Annotated in this window: 14 protein-coding genes; 8 read left to right on the top strand and 6 right to left on the bottom strand. The window is 65.6% G+C overall.

Annotated elements, in window-relative coordinates; all coding sequences use genetic code 11:
• The first annotated feature begins 139 nt into the window (after window positions 1–139).
• The 5 genes from rfbB to FHW78_RS17370 are packed head-to-tail and all read left to right on the top strand — an operon-like array spanning window position 140 to window position 5,591.
• Window positions 140–1,195 carry a dTDP-glucose 4,6-dehydratase gene (gene rfbB / locus FHW78_RS17390; RefSeq protein ID WP_183643578.1) on the top strand — a complete coding sequence of 352 codons (1,056 nt, stop codon included), beginning with the start codon at window positions 140–142 and terminating at the stop codon, window positions 1,193–1,195.
• Window positions 1,196–1,208: 13 nt separating this feature from the next.
• On the top strand, window positions 1,209–2,096 hold the full coding sequence (rfbA, locus tag FHW78_RS17385) for a glucose-1-phosphate thymidylyltransferase RfbA (RefSeq protein ID WP_183643575.1): 888 nt from the start codon (window positions 1,209–1,211) through the stop codon (window positions 2,094–2,096).
• Window positions 2,093–2,650, top strand: coding sequence for a dTDP-4-dehydrorhamnose 3,5-epimerase (rfbC, locus tag FHW78_RS17380; protein WP_183643571.1), 558 nt, complete (start codon window positions 2,093–2,095; stop codon window positions 2,648–2,650). Before rfbA ends, rfbC begins: the two co-directional genes overlap by 4 nt.
• The gene (rfbD, locus tag FHW78_RS17375; RefSeq protein WP_183643568.1) at window positions 2,647–3,567 is read left to right on the top strand and encodes a dTDP-4-dehydrorhamnose reductase; all 921 of its coding nucleotides are present in this window, start codon (window positions 2,647–2,649) and stop codon (window positions 3,565–3,567) included. The genes rfbC and rfbD overlap by 4 nt, the downstream gene beginning before the upstream one ends.
• A gap of 41 nt (window positions 3,568–3,608) precedes the next feature.
• Complete coding sequence (locus FHW78_RS17370) at window positions 3,609–5,591, top strand: S9 family peptidase (protein WP_255443333.1); 1,983 nt, start codon at window positions 3,609–3,611, stop codon at window positions 5,589–5,591.
• 55 nt (window positions 5,592–5,646) lie between these two features.
• On the opposite strand, the gene FHW78_RS17365 is transcribed toward FHW78_RS17370, so the two are convergent.
• Window positions 5,647–7,467 carry a peptide MFS transporter gene (locus FHW78_RS17365; RefSeq protein ID WP_183644793.1) on the bottom strand — a complete coding sequence of 607 codons (1,821 nt, stop codon included), beginning with the start codon at window positions 7,465–7,467 and terminating at the stop codon, window positions 5,647–5,649.
• A gap of 113 nt (window positions 7,468–7,580) precedes the next feature.
• Between FHW78_RS17365 and FHW78_RS17360 the strand changes: the two genes are divergently transcribed.
• From FHW78_RS17360 to FHW78_RS17350, 3 genes are all read left to right on the top strand, one after another.
• Complete coding sequence (locus FHW78_RS17360) at window positions 7,581–9,551, top strand: oligopeptide transporter, OPT family (RefSeq protein WP_183643565.1); 1,971 nt, start codon at window positions 7,581–7,583, stop codon at window positions 9,549–9,551.
• A gap of 110 nt (window positions 9,552–9,661) precedes the next feature.
• Window positions 9,662–11,728: a S9 family peptidase gene (locus FHW78_RS17355; protein ID WP_183643562.1), complete on the top strand. Its 2,067-nt coding sequence runs from the start codon at window positions 9,662–9,664 to the stop codon at window positions 11,726–11,728.
• A 99-nt stretch (window positions 11,729–11,827) separates the two neighbouring features.
• A complete protein-coding gene (locus FHW78_RS17350) occupies window positions 11,828–13,084 on the top strand; it encodes a DUF819 family protein (RefSeq protein WP_183643559.1) in 1,257 nt (418 codons plus the stop codon).
• Window positions 13,085–13,172: 88 nt separating this feature from the next.
• Here FHW78_RS17350 and FHW78_RS17345 read toward each other — a convergent pair whose 3' ends face one another.
• The 5 genes from FHW78_RS17345 to FHW78_RS17325 form a co-directional block, all read right to left on the bottom strand.
• Window positions 13,173–14,039, bottom strand: a complete 867-nt coding sequence (locus tag FHW78_RS17345) for a hypothetical protein (RefSeq protein WP_183643555.1) — start codon at window positions 14,037–14,039, stop codon at window positions 13,173–13,175.
• A 182-nt stretch (window positions 14,040–14,221) separates the two neighbouring features.
• Window positions 14,222–14,446 carry a CstA-like transporter-associated (seleno)protein gene (locus tag FHW78_RS17340; protein ID WP_141453696.1) on the bottom strand — a complete coding sequence of 75 codons (225 nt, stop codon included), beginning with the start codon at window positions 14,444–14,446 and terminating at the stop codon, window positions 14,222–14,224.
• Window positions 14,446–16,518: a carbon starvation CstA family protein gene (locus tag FHW78_RS17335; protein ID WP_183643552.1), complete on the bottom strand. Its 2,073-nt coding sequence runs from the start codon at window positions 16,516–16,518 to the stop codon at window positions 14,446–14,448. Before FHW78_RS17335 ends, FHW78_RS17340 begins: the two co-directional genes overlap by 1 nt.
• A 117-nt stretch (window positions 16,519–16,635) precedes the next feature.
• Window positions 16,636–17,652, bottom strand: coding sequence for a magnesium and cobalt transport protein CorA (locus FHW78_RS17330; RefSeq protein ID WP_183643549.1), 1,017 nt, complete (start codon window positions 17,650–17,652; stop codon window positions 16,636–16,638).
• 175 nt (window positions 17,653–17,827) lie between these two features.
• Window positions 17,828–19,849, bottom strand: a complete 2,022-nt coding sequence (locus FHW78_RS17325) for a glycoside hydrolase family 97 protein (protein ID WP_183643546.1) — start codon at window positions 19,847–19,849, stop codon at window positions 17,828–17,830.
• Window positions 19,850–19,878: the final 29 nt, after the last annotated feature.

Raw genomic sequence — 19,878 nt, 5'->3', positions numbered from 1 at the left:
TCACTACAATCTTCATGTGTGCGCCAGGATGGCGTGCCGGCAAGGCTTTTTTGCTGCGGCAGGGCCGTCGGAAAGGCATGCGAAGAAGATGCCGCCCGACCGATGTCCCGCGGAACAACAGAACTGGACGAGGTGAGAGATGACGACATGGCTGGTAACCGGCGGGGCCGGTTTCATCGGGGGCAACTTCGTGCTTCGTGCCGTTGCCGATGGCATCCGGGTGGTCAATCTCGATGCACTGACCTACGCCGGCAACCTGGACACGCTTTCCTCGCTGGCAGGCGATGCCAACCATGTCTTCGTAAAGGGCGACATCGGCGATTCGAGACTCGTTGCGTCCCTGTTGGCGGAACATCGGCCCGAAGCCGTTCTGAACTTTGCCGCCGAGAGCCACGTGGATCGTTCGATAGACGGACCCGGCGCCTTCATCCAGACCAACGTGGTCGGCACCCTGGGCCTGCTGGAAGCCGTGCGTGATTATTGGCGTTCGCTGCCCGACGGGGAGCGGGAGCGTTTCCGCTTCCTGCATGTGTCCACCGACGAGGTCTATGGTTCGCTGGGTGAAACGGGAAAATTCACCGAAACCACGCCATATGCGCCGAATTCACCCTATTCGGCCTCGAAGGCCGCATCGGATCACCTGGTGCGCGCATTCCATCACACCTATGGGTTGCCAACCCTCACCACCCACTGCTCCAACAACTATGGCCCTTACCATTTCCCCGAGAAACTGATCCCCCTGGTCATCCAGCGTGCACTGGCGGGTGAACCTCTGCCGGTCTACGGTGATGGCCAGCATGTCCGGGATTGGCTGTTCGTCGGCGACCATTGCTCGGCCATCCGCGATGTCCTGTTGAGGGGAAGGGCGGGCGAGGCCTACAACGTTGGCGGGAACGCGGAGCGCCGGAATCTCGACGTGGTGGAAACCATCTGCCGTCTGCTCGACGAGCGTCATCCACGGGCCGATGGCAAGCCGCGCAGCAGCCAGATCAGATTCGTGGCGGATCGCCCCGGGCACGATCGCCGCTATGCCATCGACGCATCCAAATTGCGCGACGAATTGGGGTGGGAACCGCAGCACACCTTCGAACAGGGCATCGCCGAAACCGTGGACTGGTACCTGGCGAACCAGGATTGGGTGAATCGCGTGCTGGACGGGAGTTATCGTCTGGAACGCATCGGCACCGCAGCTTGAGCAGGAAACCCGCATGAGCACACGCAAGGGCATCATCCTGGCCGGTGGAACCGGCACGCGCCTGTATCCCATCACCCAGGCCATCAGCAAGCAGTTGTTGCCCGTCTATGACAAACCAATGATCTACTACCCGCTCAGCGTGCTGATGCTGGCGGGAATCCGCGAAGTCCTGATCATCAACACGCCGCACGAACAGATCCTGTTCCGCAACCTGCTCGGGGATGGCTCACAGTGGGGAATGCGGATCGAGTATGCCGTGCAGCCCAGTCCGGATGGATTGGCGCAGGCATTCCTCATCGGCAGGGATTTTCTCGCCGGCGGACCCAGTTGCCTTGTCTTGGGCGACAACATTTTCCACGGACACGGTTTCAGCCAGATTCTCAAGCGCGCCGACGCGAGGACGGAAGGCGCGACCGTGTTCGGTTACTGGGTACGGGATCCGGAACGCTATGGCGTGGCCCGGTTTGGAGCGGATGGGACCGTCGTCGACATCGAGGAGAAGCCCGCCAACCCCCGGTCGAATTACGCGATCACCGGCCTGTACTTCTATGACGGCCGTGCCAGCGACTATGCCGGTTCACTGCGGCCGTCCTCGCGCGGTGAACTGGAGATCACGGATCTCAACCGCCGTTACCTGGAAGATGGCAGCCTGCACCTGGAGCCGCTGGGCCGCGGATATGCCTGGCTGGATACGGGTACCCACCAGTCGCTGCTGGACGCCTCGGCTTTCATCGAAACCATCGAAGCCCGGCAGGGACTGCGCGTCTGCTGTCCGGAGGAAATCGCCTACAGGAATGGTTGGATCGACGGCGAGCAATTGCGGCGTCTCGCGGCACCGTTGGCCAGAAACGGCTACGGCGAATACCTGCTGGCGCTGCTGGACCGGGGAATCGTCCCTTGAAGATCGTCGAGACCTCGTTGCCCGGTTGCCTGGTGATCGAGCCAGCGGTTTGGAGTGACGACCGCGGCTTCTTCTACGAAGCATGGAACGCCGAGCGGTTCGGCGAGCAGGGCCTGCCCACCCGTTTCGTGCAGAGCAACATATCCTCATCCACCCGTGGCGTCTTGCGAGGTCTGCATTACCAATGGCCGAATCCGCAGGGCAAGCTGGTCAGCGTGCTCGAAGGGGAGGTGTATGACGTGGCGGTGGACATTCGCCATGGTTCACCGCATTTCGGGCGCTGGGCCGCGGCGGTGCTGAGCGGGGACAACAAGAGGCAATTGTGGATTCCTGAAGGTTTCGCGCACGGTTTCGCCGTCCTCTCCGAACGAGCCACGTTCAGCTATCTCTGCACCGCCGGCTATGACAAGGCCAGCGATGCGGCCATTCGCTGGGACGATGCGCGCATCGGGATCGACTGGCCCATCCGTGAGCCCGTGCTCTCGGACAAGGATGCCGGTGCTCCCTTCCTGGATGATCTGGCCCCGGATCGGTTGCCCTTGTTCGTCGCATGAAAAAGATCCTGCTGCTGGGCGCCAACGGCCAGGTCGGCCATGAACTGAGACGCAGTCTGGTTCCGCAAGGCATGATCATTCCGGCGAACCGCACGGGGCTGCTGCCCGACGGCATGCCATGCGAAGTCGCCGATTTCGACCGCCCCGAATCCTTGCCCGCGCTGCTTGAGCGGCATCGGCCGGGAATCGTCGTGAACGCGGCCGCCTTTACGGTGGTGGATCGCGCCGAAGAAGATGTCGATGCCGCCTACCGCGCCAACGCGGAAGCCCCGGCCCTGCTCGCCGGTTATTGTTTTGAGCATGGCATCCCCCTGATTCATTACTCCACGGACTATGTGTTCGATGGCACGGGTGATCGGCCGTATCGCGAAGAGGATCCGGCCTCGCCGTTGGGCGTGTATGGCGCATCCAAGCGGGCGGGAGAAGTGGCCATTCTCGAATCCGGCGCTCCAGGCGTGATTCTCCGCACGTCGTGGGTCTACAGCGCTTACGGCAGCAATTTCCTGCAGACGATGTTGTGCCAGGCGCGTGAGCGCGCCGAACTACAAGTGGTCTCGGATCAACGGGGAACGCCGACCCCGGCCCATCTGGTTGCCGACGTGACCGCCGAGATAGTGGCTACGCATCCGGATGCTCAAGGGATATTGCATCTGACCGCCGCCGGCGAAACCAGCTGGCACGGATTCGCAGAGGCCATCCTGGCCGGTGCGCATCGCCGCGGACTGATTCCGCGCCTGCCGCGGGTGCTGCCGATTCCTTCTTCCGCCTATCCCACACGGGCTTCGCGCCCGGCCTATTCGCGGCTGGATACGGGAAAGCTGGAAGCGCTGCTGGGCCGGCCGATGCCCGCCTGGGAAACCGGATTGGAAGCGGTACTGGATCACATTTCCCCCGATTTGCCGTTAGACTCCCTGTAATCCGGCTTCTGCCGGATTTCAACCATGGGGGAACAATGAAAATGGGGAAATGGAAGTGGGCTGGCGTCGCGGCCGCGGTGGGGATGTCGTGCGCCGCGCAGGCCGTCGAGCTGATCCCGGTGCAGGATTTCGTCAAGCATCCGACCTACAGCAGCGTGAAGATTTCGCCCAATGGCGAATACCTGGCGATGACCGTCGACCGCGGCGACCAGGATGTCCTGACCGTGCTGCGGACCAAGGACCTGAGCATCGTCAAGATCAACCAGCTGCCGGAAGAAAAGAGCGTCGGCAGTTTCTACTGGACCTCGCCGGATCGCCTGCTGTTCAACTCGATCAAGAAGATCGGCAGCTATGCGCGGCCGTTCGGCACCGGTGAATGGTATGCCGTCAATGCCGACGGTTCGCAGCCGCGGCCGCTGATTTTCTACGGCACCCGCGATGCCACACAGCGTGGCAAGCAGGTCGGCAACGAGAGCTTCGACCTGCTGGACACGCTGAAGGATGATCCGGACAACGTCATGATGACCGCGATGTATGCAAGGTCCTCCACCGGCGCCGGAACCGAAATCGTGCTGATGGACACGCTGAGCGGACGTCGCAAGTCGCTGGCGCGCGCGCCGCGCGACGACTGCGGTATCGCGTTGGACGAGAAGAAGGAGCCGCGCTTCGCGGTCTGCTACGACCGCTATGACGAGGAAGGCAATTTCTCCGACGCGCACAACGAACTGTATCGGCGCGACGCCAGCGGCAAGTGGACGCTGATCAACAGTTCCAAGGCCAGTGGCAAGCGCATCGAAATCCTCGGCACCGCGGCGGACGGCACCGTCTACGCGACCCAGGGCGACGGCAAGAAGCCCTCGGCGTTCGGCACCCTCAACACCAACGATGGCAGCTTCACGGTGCTGCACCAGGATCCGGTGTCGGAAATCTCCACGCTGATCCAGGCCGCCGACGGCGACACCGTGATCGCGACGGTCACCGAGGCCGGTGCGCCGCAGGTCAAGCTGATCAACGAGGACCATCCGGACGCGGAGCTGTACGCCTCCCTGGCGGCGGCGTTCCCGGGCCAGTTCGTCGACTTCGCCAGCGCCACCCAGGATGGCAAGAAGATCGTCGTCTCGGTGCGCAGCGACGCCAACCCGGGCGAGCTCTACCTGTATGACCGCGACACCGGCAAGGCCCGGTTCCTGATGAAGAATCGCCAGTGGCTCGATGCCAGCAAGATGGCCTCGGTCAAACCGGTCAGCTTCAAGTCCCGCGATGGCCTGACCATCCATGGCTACCTGACCATCCCCAATGGGTCCGACGGCAAGAACCTGCCGATGATCGTCAACGTCCACGGTGGTCCGATGGGCCCGCGTGACAACTGGGGCTTCCAGTTCGAGAACCAGATGTTCGCCAACCGCGGCTACGCGGTGCTGCAGGTGAACTACCGCGGTTCCGGCGGCTTCGGCAAGGCGTTCGAGGAAATGGCCTACGGGCAGTGGGCCGAGGGCATCATGAACGACATCCTCGACGGCACCCACTGGGCCATCCAGCAGGGCTACGCCAACAAGGATCGCATCTGCATCTACGGCGGCAGCTTCGGCGGCTATGCCTCGATGATGGCACCGGCGCGCGAGCCGGGGCTGTACAAGTGCGCGTTCGGCTACGTGGGCAATTACAGCGCCGCGATCCAGATGAAGCTCAGCGACACCAGCAAGCGCGAGGACGGCATGAAGTACCTGATCCGTGCCTACGGCAGCACCAAGGCCGAGCAGGACGCGATGTCGCCGATCAACCACGTCGACAAGCTGAAGCTGCCGATCTACCTGGCCGCCGGTGCGCGTGACGCGCGCTGCCCGCCGGAACATACCGAGGCGATGGCCAAGGCGTTGACCGCAGCCGGCAATGCGCCGCAGGGCATGATCATCCAGTCGGGCGAAGGACACGGCTTCTACAAGGAAGAGAACAACCTCAACCTGTACAGCAAGATGCTGGATTTCTTCGCCCAGCACATCGGCGGCAAGGGCGCTACCCAGTAAGGTCGTTCGACTCGCCTGCAATACCAGGACGGCGCCTCGCGGCGCCGTTCTTTTTTCAGTGAACCCCGTGCATCATCCGCCGGAGCAGTGGCGAGAACAGGAAGGCGATCAGGCCACAGCCCACGCCGATCGCGGTCATCAGCCAGAACAGGTCGGCATAGCGCCCGGCGGCGTCGGCCATGACCAGGCTGCCACCCTCGGGAATGTCGATGGCGGCGAGCTTGCCGAACAGCGCCGCCAGCGCTTCGGAGAAGGCGGTGGCGAGGAACCAGGTACCCATCATCAGGCTGACCACGCGCGGGACCGACAACTGGGTGACCGCCGACAGGCCCACCGGCGACAGGCACATCTCGCCGATTTCCAGCACCAGGTAGGCCAGCACCAGCCACCACACGCTGGCCATCTGTCCGCTTTCGCCGACGAGATGCGCGGCCCAGGCCAGCGGGATGAAGGACAGGCCGGCGATGACCAGGCCCAGTGACGACTTGAACGGTTTGGACGGATCCCGGCCACGCCGGCCCAGCCAGGCCCACAGCGCGGCGAACAGCGGCGCCAGCAGCACCAGGAACAACGCGCCGAGATAGGTCAGCGAGCCGGCGGTCTGCGGCAGCACCACGCAATCGCGCAACAGGAAAACCAGCATCAACACCACCACCGCGATGAACACGGCACGCGGCGCGGAGGAACCGGGATCGCGATCGGACAGCCGCGCGGCAATCACGAAACCCAGCGGCGCCAGCAGCAGCGACCAGGTCGACCAGGGCGCGCGCGCCAACAACGTGATCGCATCCGCACCCCAATGTCCGCTCCAGTTCACCGCCAGGGGCGCCTGCACCAGTGCGGGGACGACATCCTTGGTCAACAGGCGATCCGTGAAGGTCACCCATGAACCGTAGGTCTGCTCGTAGAGGGTGAAGAAGATCAGCGCCATGAAGATCAGCGCCATCAGCGCGAGCATCTGTTGCCGCTGCACCGGCGTGCACTGGGTCGACAGGAACCAGCCGAACCACGCCAGCACGCAAGCCAGCACCGCCAGCATCAACAGCAGCGCCAGCGAGATTTCGCCACCCAGCGAGAACGCGCCGTTGGCGGCGGCCCACATCAGCCATGCCACGGGTAGCACGCCCAGCAGCGCGCCGAGGTAGATCAACCACTCGCGCGGGATGCCGGCGACGCGCTCGCGCAGTTGTTCGGGTATGGCTGGTTCGGCATGGCCGTGCAGGTATTTCTGGCCCCACAGGAACATGCACAGGCCCAGCAGCATGCCGATGCCGGCGGCGCCGAAGCCGTAGCGCCAGCCCAGGGTTTCGCCCAGGTAGCCGCAGACCAGCGAGGCGAACAGCGCGCCCAGGTTGATGCCGGCATAGAACAGGCTGAAGCCTGCGTCGCGGCGCGAGTCGTTCTCGGCATAGAGCCGGCCGACGATGGTGGAGATGTTGGGCTTGAGGAAGCCCACGCCCATGATGATCAGCGCCAGCGACAGGTAGGTGATGCGCAGCGATCCCTCGTCTCGAACGACGCCGCCGTCCACGTAGGTGGCGGCATGGCCCTCGAACGCCATGCCGACATGGCCGGCAACCAGCAGCAGGCCGCCGAACACCACCGCCTTGCGCATGCCCAGCCAGCGATCGGCCAGCACGCCGCCGATGACCGGGATGCAGTACACCAGTCCCCCGTAGGCACCCAGGAGATCCAGGCCGGCCTTGTCGCCGAACAGGTGGTACTTGGTCAGGTAGAGCAGCAGCAGCGCCTTCATCCCGTAGAAGGAAAAGCGCTCCCACATCTCGGTGAAGAAGCAGATGTAGACGCCCTTGGGATGGCCGAGGAAGTCCTCGCGGGCGGGCAGGGGCGTGGCGGAAACGGAGGCTTGGGCCATGGGCGGACGGGCGATGCGGAACCGGCCGAGTATAGCCACGCGGACCTTTCCGGCTGGACTTGCCGGGGCGTAGCCGATAGTTTGTCGGGCTTCTGTATCCCCGGAACCGCGTCATGAACCAGGCTGCGACGCCTCAACTTACCTTTCGTGCCGTGCTGCTGGCCGTCGTGCTGGCGGTCGTCCTGTCCGCCGCCAACGCCTACCTGGGCCTGTTCGCCGGCCTGACCATCGCCACCGCCATCCCGGCCGCGGTGGTGTCCATGGGCGTGCTGCGGGTGCTGGGAGGCGGCTCCATCCTGGAGAACAACATCGTCCAGACCGGCGCCTCGGCCGGCTCGTCGATCGCCGCCGGCGTCATCTTCACCATCCCGGCGCTGGTCATCATGGGCTACTGGCCGGATTTCAAGTACTGGTGGGTGCTGGGCATCGCCGGGCTGGGCGGATTGCTGGGCGTGCTGTTCTCGGTGCCGCTGCGCCGTTCGATGATCGTCGAGGACCCGCTGCCGTTCCCGGAAGGCAAGGCCGCTGCGGAAGTGCTCAAGGCCGGTGACAACCCCGGCCCGGGCCTGAAGATCCTGGCCCTGTCCGGCGTGATCGGCGCGGTGGTCAAGCTGGCCGCGGCCAGCGGCCTGCGGATGATTCCGGATACCTGGACCCAGTCGGCCTACGTCGGCAGCTCCAAAGTCACCGCCTTCCTTGGCACCAACCTGTCGCCGGCGCTGCTGGGCGTGGGCTACATCGTCGGCTTGAACGTCGGCATCGTGGTGCTGTCCGGCGCGGTGCTGTCCTGGCATATCGCCATCCCGCTGTACCAGGCGTTCTTCATCGGTTCGGATCCGGATCTGGCGGCCTCGATCGCCAACGCCGCCTCGGCCGACGCGGCGTTCGCCATCTGGGGCGCCAAGGTCCGCTACCTGGGCGTGGGCGCGATGCTGGTCGGCGGCGTGTGGACGCTGTTCTCGCTGCGCAAGTCGCTGCTCAAGGGCATCAAGAGCGGCTTTGCCGCGGCGCGTAGCAGCGGTGCCGGTGGCCAGGCGCTGCTGGAGACCGAACGCGATCTGCCGATGAAGTGGATGCTGGTGGCCCTGGTGGTGTTCACCCTGCCGCTGCTGGGCCTGTACCAGGCCATCGTCGGCCAGTGGCACGTCAGCGTGCCGATGACCCTGATCATGATCGCGGCCGGCTTCCTGTTCGTGAGTGTGTCGGCGTACCTGGCCGGCTTGATCGGTTCCTCCAACAACCCGGTTTCGGGCATCACGATTTCCACCATCCTGTTCGCCTCGGCGGTACTGGTGCTGTTGCTGGGCAAGAGCGGCATGTCGCCGGTCGGTGCCGGCGGCGCCCCGCTGGGCGCGGTCGCGGCGATCATGATTGGCGCGGTGGTGTGCTGCGCCGCGGCAGTGGGCGGCGACAACCTGCAGGATCTCAAGGCCGGCTACCTGGTCGGCGCGACTCCGTGGAAGCAGCAGTTGATGCTGGGCATCGGCGCGTTCTCCTGCGCGCTGATCATGGCGCCGGTGCTGAACCTGCTGGCGCAGGCCTACGGCATCGGCGCGCCGACCCCGGAGCATCCCAATTCGCTGGCCGCGCCGCAGGCCAACCTGATGGCGTCGGTGGCGCGCGGCCTGTTCGGCGGTGAACTGCCGTGGGCGATGATCGGCATCGGTGCGGTGGTCGGTGCGCTGGTGATTGCGTTCGACGAATGGCTGAAGTCGCGCAAGGCCCGCTTCCGCGTGCCGGTGCTGGCCGCGGCGATCGGCATCTACCTGCCGCTGGAATTGATGGTGCCGATCTTCCTCGGTGGCCTGCTGGCGCACCTGGTGGAACGTTTCCACAAGGTCCGCGCCGACGACGAGGAAGGGCGCGATCGCGTGCATCGCCCGGGCGTGCTGTTCTCGGCCGGCCTGATCACCGGCGAAGCGCTGATGGGCATCGCCATCGCGATTCCGATTGTCGCCTCGGCCCGCGCCGACGTGCTGGCGCTGCCGGAAGCCTGGCACTTCAGCCAGTGGATCGGCCTGGCCGTGCTGGCGGTGGTCGGCTGGCTGCTGTACCGGACCGGCCAGCGCGGCGAAAAGGCCTGAAACCGGCGCCTGGCCGCGCCATAGCGGCGCAGGGGCATGACCTCATGCCTTTGCGCCGGGCCGCCGTATCGGCCTAACATCGGGGTTTTCCTGTTTGCCCGGAGCCCCGGATGAAATTGCGTCTCGCCGTACTGCCCCTCTGCCTGCTGGCGACCCTGCCGGCGCTTGCCGCCCAGCGGGGCCTGGACATCCGCGATCTGGCCGCGCTGGATCGCGTCTCCTCGCCGACGCTGTCGCCGGATGGCCGCGCGGTGGTGTTCGCCAAGCGCCAGATCGACAAGGAACTGACCAAGGCCGGCAGCGCGCTGTACGTGCGCAACCTGCTCACCCGCGACCTGGCGCCGCCGAAGCGGCTGACCCCGGAAGGCTGGAACGTCAATTCCCCATCCTTCTCGGCCGATGGCCAGACGGTCTACTTCCTCAGCGGCAAGTCCGGCAGCCAGCAGCTGTACGCCATCCCGACCAGCGGCGGCGAGCCGCGCCAGCTGACCGGGTTCGCGCTGGACGTGGGCAGCTACAAGATCTCCCCGGACGGCAGCCGCATCGCCTTCAGCGCCGACACCTTCGCCGACTGCAAGGCCGACTTCGCCTGCACCCGGAAGAAGCTTGAAGCCACTTCCGCGAAAAAGAACACCGGCGTGCTGTTCGAAAACATGTTCGTGCGCCATTGGGACACCTGGGCCGATGGCCGTCGCAGCCGCCTGTTCGTGGCCGCCTTGCCGGCCGCCGGCGCCCAGCCGGTCGCCAGCGCGACCTCGCTGACCGACAGCCTGGATGGCGATGTGCCTTCCAAACCGTTCGGCGGCGCCGATGAATACACCTGGGCGCCGGATGGCAAGTCGCTGGTCGCCAGCCTGCGCGTGCAGTCCAAGGGTGAGCCGTGGTCGACCAACTTCGATCTGTATCGCCTGTCCGCCGACGGCCAGGGCACGCCGGCCAACCTGACCGCCGCCAACCCGGCCTGGGATACCGGCCCGGCATTCAGCGCCGATGGCAAGACGCTCTACTACCGCGCGATGAAGCGCCCCGGCTTCGAAGCCGATCGCTTCGCGCTGATGGCGATGGATGCCGCCGGCGGCGCGGCGCGCGAAATCGCCGCGGACTGGGATCGTTCCGCCGACGGCATCACCCTCTCGGCCGACGGCAAGCGCATCTACACCACCGCGCAGGACATGGGTGAGCATCCGCTGTTCGTCGTCGACATCGCCAGCGGCAAGGCGGAGAAGGTGATCGGCAACGGCAGCATTTCCGCGTTCGAGATCGCCGGCGATACCCTGGCGTTCACCCGCAACTCGCTCAAGAGCGGCGACCAGTTGTTCACCACGTCGCTGGCCGGTGCGCCGGAACGCGCGATCACGCCCAGCGCGCAGGACATGCTGAAGGACGTGTCGTTCGGCGACTTCGAGCAATTCAGCTTCAAGGGCTGGAACGACGAAACCGTGCACGGCTACGTGGTCAAGCCGCACAACTACCAGGAAGGCAAGAAGTACCCGGTGGCGTTCCTGATCCACGGCGGTCCGCAGGGCAGTTTCGGCAATGGCTGGAGTTATCGCTGGAACCCGCAGACCTACGCCGGCCAGGGCTACGCGGTGGTGATGATCGACTTCCATGGCTCCACCGGTTACGGCCAGGCCTTCACCGACGCGATCAGCCAGCATTGGGGCGATCGCCCGCTGGAGGATCTGCAGAAGGGCTGGGCCGCGGCGCAACAGAAGTATTCCTTCCTCGACGGCAACAAGGCCTGCGCGCTGGGCGCCAGCTACGGCGGCTTCATGGTCAATTGGATAGCCGGCAACTGGAACCAGCCGTGGAAGTGCCTGGTCAACCACGACGGCGTGTTCGACCAGCGCATGATGGGCTACTCCACCGAGGAGCTGTGGTTCACCGAGTGGGAGCAGGGCGGCACGCCGTACGCGGTGCCGGCCAACTACGAGAAGTTCAATCCGGTCAACCACGTCAAGGACTGGAAGGTGCCGATGCTGGTCGTGCACGGCCAGCTCGATTACCGCATTCCGGTCGAGCAGGGCCTGGCGGCGTTCACCGCGCTGCAGCGCCAGGGCATCAAGTCGCAGTTCCTGTACTTCCCGGACGAGAACCACTGGGTGCTGAAGCCGCAGAACAGCGTGCAGTGGCACGACACCGTCAACGCCTGGCTGAAGCAGCACATCGGCCAGTGACGCACGCAGGGCACGCCGCGATCGCGGCGTGCCCTTTTTTCGTGCCAGGGAAACGGCTGGGCCGGGGGCACGCTTTCATCACCAGGGGAGACATACCGGATGGCGGCAGCAGGCACCGGCGGCGCACTCATCACCAACGACATCACCGTGTTCGGCCTGATCGCGGCCACCCTCGGCGCGATCTTCTGGACCTCGAGCAGCGAGAACCGCTTCCTGCGCAAGTTCTACGGCTTCGTGCCTGCGCTGCTGCTGTGCTACTTCATTCCCGGCGTCTACAACACCATCGGCCTGATCGATGGCGAGAACACCAAGCTCTACAACCCGGTGGCGCGCGACGTGTTCCTGCCGGCCGCGCTGGTGCTGCTGACCCTGAGCATCGACCTGAAGGGCATCCTGGGCCTGGGCTGGAAGATGCTGGTGATGTACGTCGCCGCGGTGCTGAGCATCATGCTGGGCGCGGTCGTGGCCTTCAAGCTGATGGGCTGGTTCCATCCCGAAACCGTCGCCGGCGACACTTGGGCCGGCATGGCGGCGCTGGCCGGCAGCTGGATTGGCGGCGGTGCGAACATGCTGGCGATGAAGGAGATCTTCGAGGTCAACGCGACCACTTTCGGCCAGTTCGCCGTGGTCGATGTCGGCGTCGGCTACGTGTGGATGGCAGTGCTGATCTTCTTCGCCGCCCGCGCGCCGGCGCTGGATCGCCATAGCGGAGCAGACACTTCGGCCATTGACGAGCTGCGCGAGCGCATCGCCAGCTACCAGGCACAGCATGCACGCATTCCCACGCTCACGGATCTGATGGTGCTGGGCGGCGTTGCCTTCGGCACCGTGGGCCTGGCACATGCGGTCGCCGCGCCGCTGGCGGACTGGTTCGCTGCCAACGTCGCATGGTCACCGATGGTGAGCCTGGACAAACCGTTCGTGTGGGTGGTGCTGCTGGCGACCTTCGCCGGTCTGCTGCTGAGCTTCACCCGCATGCGCACGCTGGAAGGCGTGGGCGCGTCCAAGTGGGGCTCGCTGTTCCTGTATTTCCTGATCGCCTGCATCGGCATGCAGATGGATCTGCTGGCGCTGCTGGAACGTCCGTGGCTGTTCCTGCTCGGCGTGATGTGGATCGCAGTGCATATCGTGCTGCTGTGGGGCATTGGCAAGCTGCTGCGCACGCCGTTCTTCTATTTCGCGATCGCCTCGCAGAGCAATATCGGCGGTCCGGCTTCGGCACCGGTGCTGGCCACCGCGTTCCATCCGGCGCTGGCGCCCGTGGGCGTGCTGCTCGGCACGCTGGGCTACGCCACCGGTACCGGCGCGGCCTATCTGGTCGGCATCATCCTGCGCGCGATGGCGGGGCAGGGATAGCCGGAGGCCGCCGGCCATGCGGATACTGGAACCATGAAAAAACACGGCGGCCATCAGGCCGCCGTGTTTTTTTCAGGGGTATCGCGTTTCAGTTCAGCGGGCAACCCTGGTTGTTGTAGGCATCCAGAGTGGCGGACAGCGAGATCATCACGTCGCGATCGCCACTGTCCAGCGCGAAGGTGACCTGCTGGATCACCTGGGCGGCGGTCAGCGGGAAGTCCACGCCCGACGATGCCGCGTTCAACAACGATGCCACCGCCTGCTTCAGCAGGATGCGCTCGCCGCCATCCACGCCCGGGCCGCCCTGGAAGTTGAGCGCGGTCAGGAAGGTCACGTCGGGCGCGCTGCTGCCGAAGTAGCTCTGCAGTGACGTGTTGATGGTGAACGGTGCCGGCCAGGAATCGTGGTGCTTCTTGACCTTCCAGTAGCCCAGCGTGCAACCCTCGAAGCCGGTCTGATCCGGCATGGAGTAGCAGAAGCTGGCGCGGCTGATGTGCGGATACGGATTGTTGGTGAGGATGGTGAATCCCGGCGCGGCGGGCAGGTGCAGTCCGGCGTCGCTGGTGACCGGCGGATCGTAGCTGTAGAGAACGCCGCCGTTGTCGTCGCTGATCGACACGCTGTGGATGGATTGCCCGGTGCTCAGCTGCTCCCAGTACAGCAGCCAGCCGCTGGTGGATTCGAAATGGATGGTATCCACGGTCAGGACACCGTCGGTGTGCGCCTGCACGCCGTCCGGCAGCGGATTGATGACCAGCTCGCTGAGGATGCCAGCGGTATCGAAGTCCTTGCAGCTCAGGCCGACGTCGACCGGCGTCGGCGTGCCGATGGTACCGGTGGCGTGGGCGGGCATTGACAGCACCAGGCCGAGCGCGGCGGTGGCGGTGACGGTGGACAGGAACCTGCGGAAGGATGTGAGCGTGCGCGCCGGTTTGCGGCGGGACGGTGCATTCATGGCGAACCCCTTTGGCGTCGAGTGAAACGGCGGCTACGCGGCGCGCAGTTCCGTTGGTGACTGGGGAAACGCCGGGCCGTCGGCGATACGGCCAGCGCATGTCGGTTCAGCCGATGAGCGGTCGATGGAAACAGAAAGGGCGGGACCTGATGGTCCCGCCCCGGCCTGGAACGGAAATGGCCTCAGCAGCAGCGGAAGCCGCTCCTGCCGCCGTAGCGCGCCTCCTGGCGCTCGCGGAAGAAGGTCCGGTAATCCATGATCTCGCGATCCGGATGCTTCTCCAGCATGTGCCGGACATAGTTGTCGTAGTCCGGCACGCCACAGCACAGCCGCGCCGTCTGCACCAGCCGGCGCCACACCCGGCGGTGCATCTGGTAGTGGCTGACGGGAACGAGCGCGGTACCCATCACAGGTTCGCCAGTTGCTGCGGATCGACCTGCACGTAGGGCGTCTCGCGATCGGTGCGGACCGTGCTGCGGCGCGCGGCGAGGATGGTCTTGATCGAGTAGATCAGGATCGCCGCGACCACGAACAGGAACAGTGCGGTCAGGCCGGTGTTGACGTAGGCGTTGACCACGATCTTGTGCATCTCGCCCATGTTCTGCGCCGGCGCGGTGACGGTGTTGGTCGCGATGGCGGCCTGGTACTTGTGCGCCTGCGCCAGGAAGCCCTGCGCCGGATTGCTGTCGAAGATCTTCAGCAGTCCGGCGGTGGTCGTGCACAGCAGCAGCCACACCGCCGGAACCGCGGTGACCCAGGCGTAGCGATCGCGCTTCATCTTGAACAGCACCACCGTGCCCAGCATCAGCGCGATGCCCGCCAGCATCTGGTTGGAGATGCCGAACAGCGGCCACAGGGTCTTGATGCCGCCGAACGGATCGGTGACGCCGGTGTACAGCAGGTAGCCCCACAACGCCACGCAGCCGCCGGTGGCGATGATGTTCGCGGTCCAGGACTCGGTGCGGCGCATCGCCGGGACGAAGTTGCCGAGCAGATCCTGCAGCATGAAGCGCCCGGCGCGGGTGCCGGCGTCGACCGCGGTCAGGATGAACAACGCCTCGAACAGGATCGCGAAGTGGTACCAGAACGCCATCGTGTCTTCGCCGGGAAGCACGCTGTGCAGGATCTGGGCAATGCCCACCGCCAGGGTCGGCGCGCCACCGGCACGGTTGAGGATGGTGCTTTCGCCGATGTCCCTGGCCGTGGCCGTGAGCACGTCCGGGCTGATCGCGAAGCCCCATTCGCTGACCTTGGCGGCCACCGCGATCACGTCCTTGCCGACCGCGGCCGGCGGCGCATTCATCGCGAAGTACACGCCCGGCTCGATGATCGAGGCCGCGACCAGCGCCATCACCGCGACGAAGGACTCCATCAGCATGCCGCCGTAGCCGATGTAGGGCATGTGGCGCTCGCTGGCCAGCAGCTTGGGCGTGGTGCCGGAGGAAATCAGCGCATGGAAGCCGGACACCGCGCCGCAGGCGATGGTGATGAACAGGAACGGGAACAGGCCGCCGGTCCAGACCGGACCCATGCCGGTGCGGGCGTACTCGGTCACCGCCGGCATCTTCAGATCCGGCATCACGATCAGGATGCCGATCGCCAGCGCGACGATGGTGCCGATCTTGAGGAAGGTGGACAGATAGTCGCGCGGTGCCAGCAGCAGCCACACCGGCAGCACCGAGGCGATGAAGCCGTACGCGACCATCATCCAGGTGATGGATTCCTTGGAGAAGGTGAACGCCGGCCCCCAGGTGGGATCCGCGGCGACCTTGCCGCCCAGCCAGATCGCGCCCAGCAGCAGGAGCAGGCCGACCACCGAAATCTCGCCGATCCGGCCGGGCCGGATGTAGCGCATGTAGATGCCCATCAGGATCGCGATCGGCATGGTCGCGGCGACGGTGAACATGCCCCACGGACTTTCGGCCAGCGCGTTGACCACCACCATCGCCAGCACCGCCAGGATGATGATCATGATCAGGAAGGCGCCGAACAACGCGATGGTGCCGGGAATCGGCCCCATTTCCTCGCGCACCAGGTCACCCAGCGAGCGCGCGTCGCGGCGGCTGGAAATGAACAGCACCATGAAGTCCTGCACCGCGCCGGCCAGCACCACGCCGACCACCAGCCACAACAGGCCGGGCAGGTAGCCCATCTGCGCGGCCAGCACCGGGCCGACCAGCGGGCCGGCACCGGCGATGGCGGCGAAATGGTGGCCGAACAGCACGTGCTTGTTGGTGGGCACGTAATCCAGGCCGTCGTTGCGCAGCACCGCCGGCGTGGCCCGAGTGGGATCCAGTTGCATGACCCGGCTGGCGATGAACTGCGCGTAGAAGCGGTACGCGATCAGATAGATCGAGACCGCCGCGGTGACGATCCAGATCGCGTTGATGTGCTCGCCCCGGCGCAGCGCGACCGTGCCCAGCGCGAATGCGCCGAGTACGGCCAGCGCCGCCCAGCCGAGTTTCGACAGACCTTTCATGAATCCACCCTCCACGGAGACTGCCGCTAGAGTCCTCCGATGCCGGGGGAGGGTCAATCCGTAAGCCGGATTCCCGCCTTCGACTTTGGTCGAAACCGGCCGGCGGTCACCGGATCGTCACAACCAGCGCACGCGCTTGAACAGGCGATACAGGCCGATGCAGACCGCCGCCACGCCGATCATCAGCAGCGGATAGGAGAACCGGCCCGCCAGTTCGGGCATGTGCTCGAAGTTCATGCCGTACCAACTGGTGATCAGGGTGGGCGCGGCGAGCAGCGCCGCCCAGGCGCCCAGGCGCTTGACCGTCTCGCCCTGGGCCAGGGTCACCAGCGACAGGTTGACGCTCAACGCGGTGGTCAGCATCTCGCGCAGGGTGTCGGTGGATTCGTTGACCCGCAGCACGTGGTCGTGGACATCGCGGAAATACAGCCGTACCTCTTCCGGGATCAGCGCGCTCTGCGTACGCGACAGTTGCGCCAGCACGTCCTGCAGCGGCGCCACCGCCAGCCGCATCTTGGTCAGCTCGCGCTTGAGTTCGTACAGCTTGACCACGGTCACCCGCCGGTAGGTGTCGGCGAAGATGTCCTTTTCCAGCGTGTCCAGGGTCTGGCGGAACTCGTCGACGATTGGGCGGTAGTTGTCGACGATGAAGTCGAGCACCGCGTACAGACCGTACGAAGGGCCCAGTCCCAGCAGGTCCGGTTCGCGCTGCACGCGCTCGCGCACCGGCGCATACGACAGCGAGGCGCCATGGCGCACGGTGACCAGGTAGCGTGGCCCGAGGAAGGCGTGGGTTTCGCCGTAGCGGATCCGGTCGTCCACCACCTGCGCGGTCTGCATGACGATGAACAGGGAGTTGCCATAGGCTTCCAGCTTGGGCCGCTGGTGCGCGTTCTGCGCATCCTCGACCGCCAGGTCGTGCAGGCAGAATTCCTCCTGCAGCTTCTCCAGCACCGAATCGGCCGGCTCGTACAGGCCCACCCAGATGAACGTGCCGTCGTCCACCGCCAGCACATCGCTGATTTCATCCAGGCCGATGTCCCGGCGCTTGCCGTGCTGGTCATAGACCACGCAGTTGATGACGCAGGAGGGCAGGGCGTTCTGGACGGGGTTCAGCGAAGGCGATTGGTTCATGTGCCGGATCGTGCGCCAGTTGACCTTGAGCGGCAAGCGGTCGCCGGCATGCCGTGCAGGAGCGACGTGAGTCGCGACCCGCGGTCCCCACCGCCAAACGTTGCCAGCGCGGCCGGGAACCCCTGTACGGTGGGATGACGGTCGCGACTTACGTCGCTCCTACAGGAGGCTGGCTTTACCGGGCCACGAAGCGGATCGCCTGGCCGCCGCCGGGCGCCAGTTTCAGTTCCAGTGTGTCGGTCGAGCCGACCTCGCGCTCCTCGATGACGATGTCCTCGCGCCGGTCCTTCCAGTCGGCCATTGGACCATCGCGGTAAATCTGCGCGGTATAGCGGCGGCCGGGATCCAGGAACGACAACGGCGCCTTCAGCGTGCGCGGTTCCTCGTCGGTGATGGCGCCCAGGTACCAGTTGTCGCCCCCGCGTTCCTTGCGCACAAGGGTCACGTAGTCGCCGACTTCGCCATTGAGCACGCGGGTCTCTTCCCAATCGACCGGCACGTCCTTGATGAACTGGAACGGGCCCGGATTGGCCTCGTAGTTTTCCAGCAGATCCGCGGCCATCTGGATCGGGCTGTAGATGACCACGTAGAGGGCGAGTTGCTTGGCCCAGGTGGTCGCCACGCCGTCCGGCGCGCGGGTCTTCATGCCGAAGACACCGGGGGTGAAATCCATCGGCCCGGCCAGCAGGCGGGTGAACACCAGCATGGCTTCATGCTCGGGCGGATTGCCGGGGTTGCCCCAGGCGTTGTACTCCATGCCGCGTGCGCCCTCGCGCGAGATCCAGTTGGGATAGGTGCGGCGCAGGCCGGTGTCCTTGATCGGCTCGTGGGCGTTGATCGCGATGTGGCGCCTGGCCGCCTCGGTCACCACCTTCAGGTGATGGCGGGCCAGGTCCTGGCCTTCGTGCCAGGCGTAGTGGACCTTGCCATCGGCACCGGTCACCTTGGCCTGGCCGGCGTCGGACACGTAGCCGGTCTTGACCGCCGGAACGCCGACCCGCTGGTACAGATCGAACGCCGCGCCCATCTGCGATTCGTAGTGGGCGGCGTTGGCGGAGGTCTCGTGGTGGCCGATCAGGACCACGCCCTTGGACTTCGCGTACGCGCTCAGCTTCTCCAGATCGAAATCGGGATACGAGCGGGTGAAGCTGAAGTCCTCGCCATTGCCGAACCAGTCGCCATCCCAACCGACATTCCAGCCTTCGACCAGCACCCCGCCGAAGCCGTGCTTCGCGGCGAAGTCGATGTGCTTCATCACGTTCTCGTTGGTGGCGCCGTGGCGCGGGCCCGACGCCCAGGTTTTGGTGTCCAGGTGCATTTCCCACCAAACGCCGACGTACTTCATCGGCTTGACCCACGACACGTCGCCCAGCACGTTCGGTTCGTTGAGGTTGAGGATCAGGCTGGAGGTCACCAGTCCGCCCGCGTCATCGGCGATCTGCACGGTGCGCCAGGGCGTGTTGAACGGTGCCTCGCGCGTGACCTTGGCGCCGTCGATGCCGGGTGTCAGCGATGCCTTCAATCGCCGGCCTTCGACGCGGGTGAGGTTCATGCCGGAATAGTCGACCAGCGCGGCTTCATGGATCGACAGATGGGTGCCGTCGGCCAGCCGGAAGGTAATCGGCGTCTGCGCGTCGCCGACGGCTTCCACCGGCGTGCGGTGGTACAGGTACTCCTCGCGGTTCCATTCGCCGGCCGGAATCCACCACGCGGTGGCATCGCCGGCGAGGGTGAACTCGGTGAGCTCCTCGCGGATCCTCACCGTCGGCAGTCCCTCCTGGCGCGGGAACTCGTAACGGAAGCCGAGGCCATCGTCGTACACGCGGAACACCAGATCCAGGTGCCGGCGCGGTTTGGCGTTCTCGGCCAGGGTCACCCGCAGTTCGTTGTAATGGTTGCGGATACGGCGGCGCTCGCCCCAGGGCTGTTCCCAGGTCTCGTCGAAGCTGCGCGTGCGCGGCGCGGTCACCGCGATGGCGCGATCCAGCTTGGGCGTGTCGACCAGCAGGAAGCCCAGCCGCGATGGCGCCAGCAGCGGCTTGCCGTCGCGTTGCACCGCATAGGTCGGGCGGCCATCGGGATCGGAATCCAGTTCCACCACGATGCGGCCATCGGGCGAGCTGACGCGTACCGGCGGCGCGGCCAGCGCGGTGAGCGGAAGCGACAGGACGGTCAGGGCGAACAGTCGAATCAGCATGCGGACCCTGCGGATGCGGCGGGAAAGGC

This window comes from Pseudoxanthomonas sp. OG2, assembly GCF_014192765.1.
In the GTDB taxonomy this organism is placed as follows: Bacteria; Pseudomonadota; Gammaproteobacteria; order Xanthomonadales; family Xanthomonadaceae; genus Pseudoxanthomonas_A; species Pseudoxanthomonas_A beigongshangi.
This window is presented reverse-complemented; position numbering and strand designations above follow the sequence as displayed.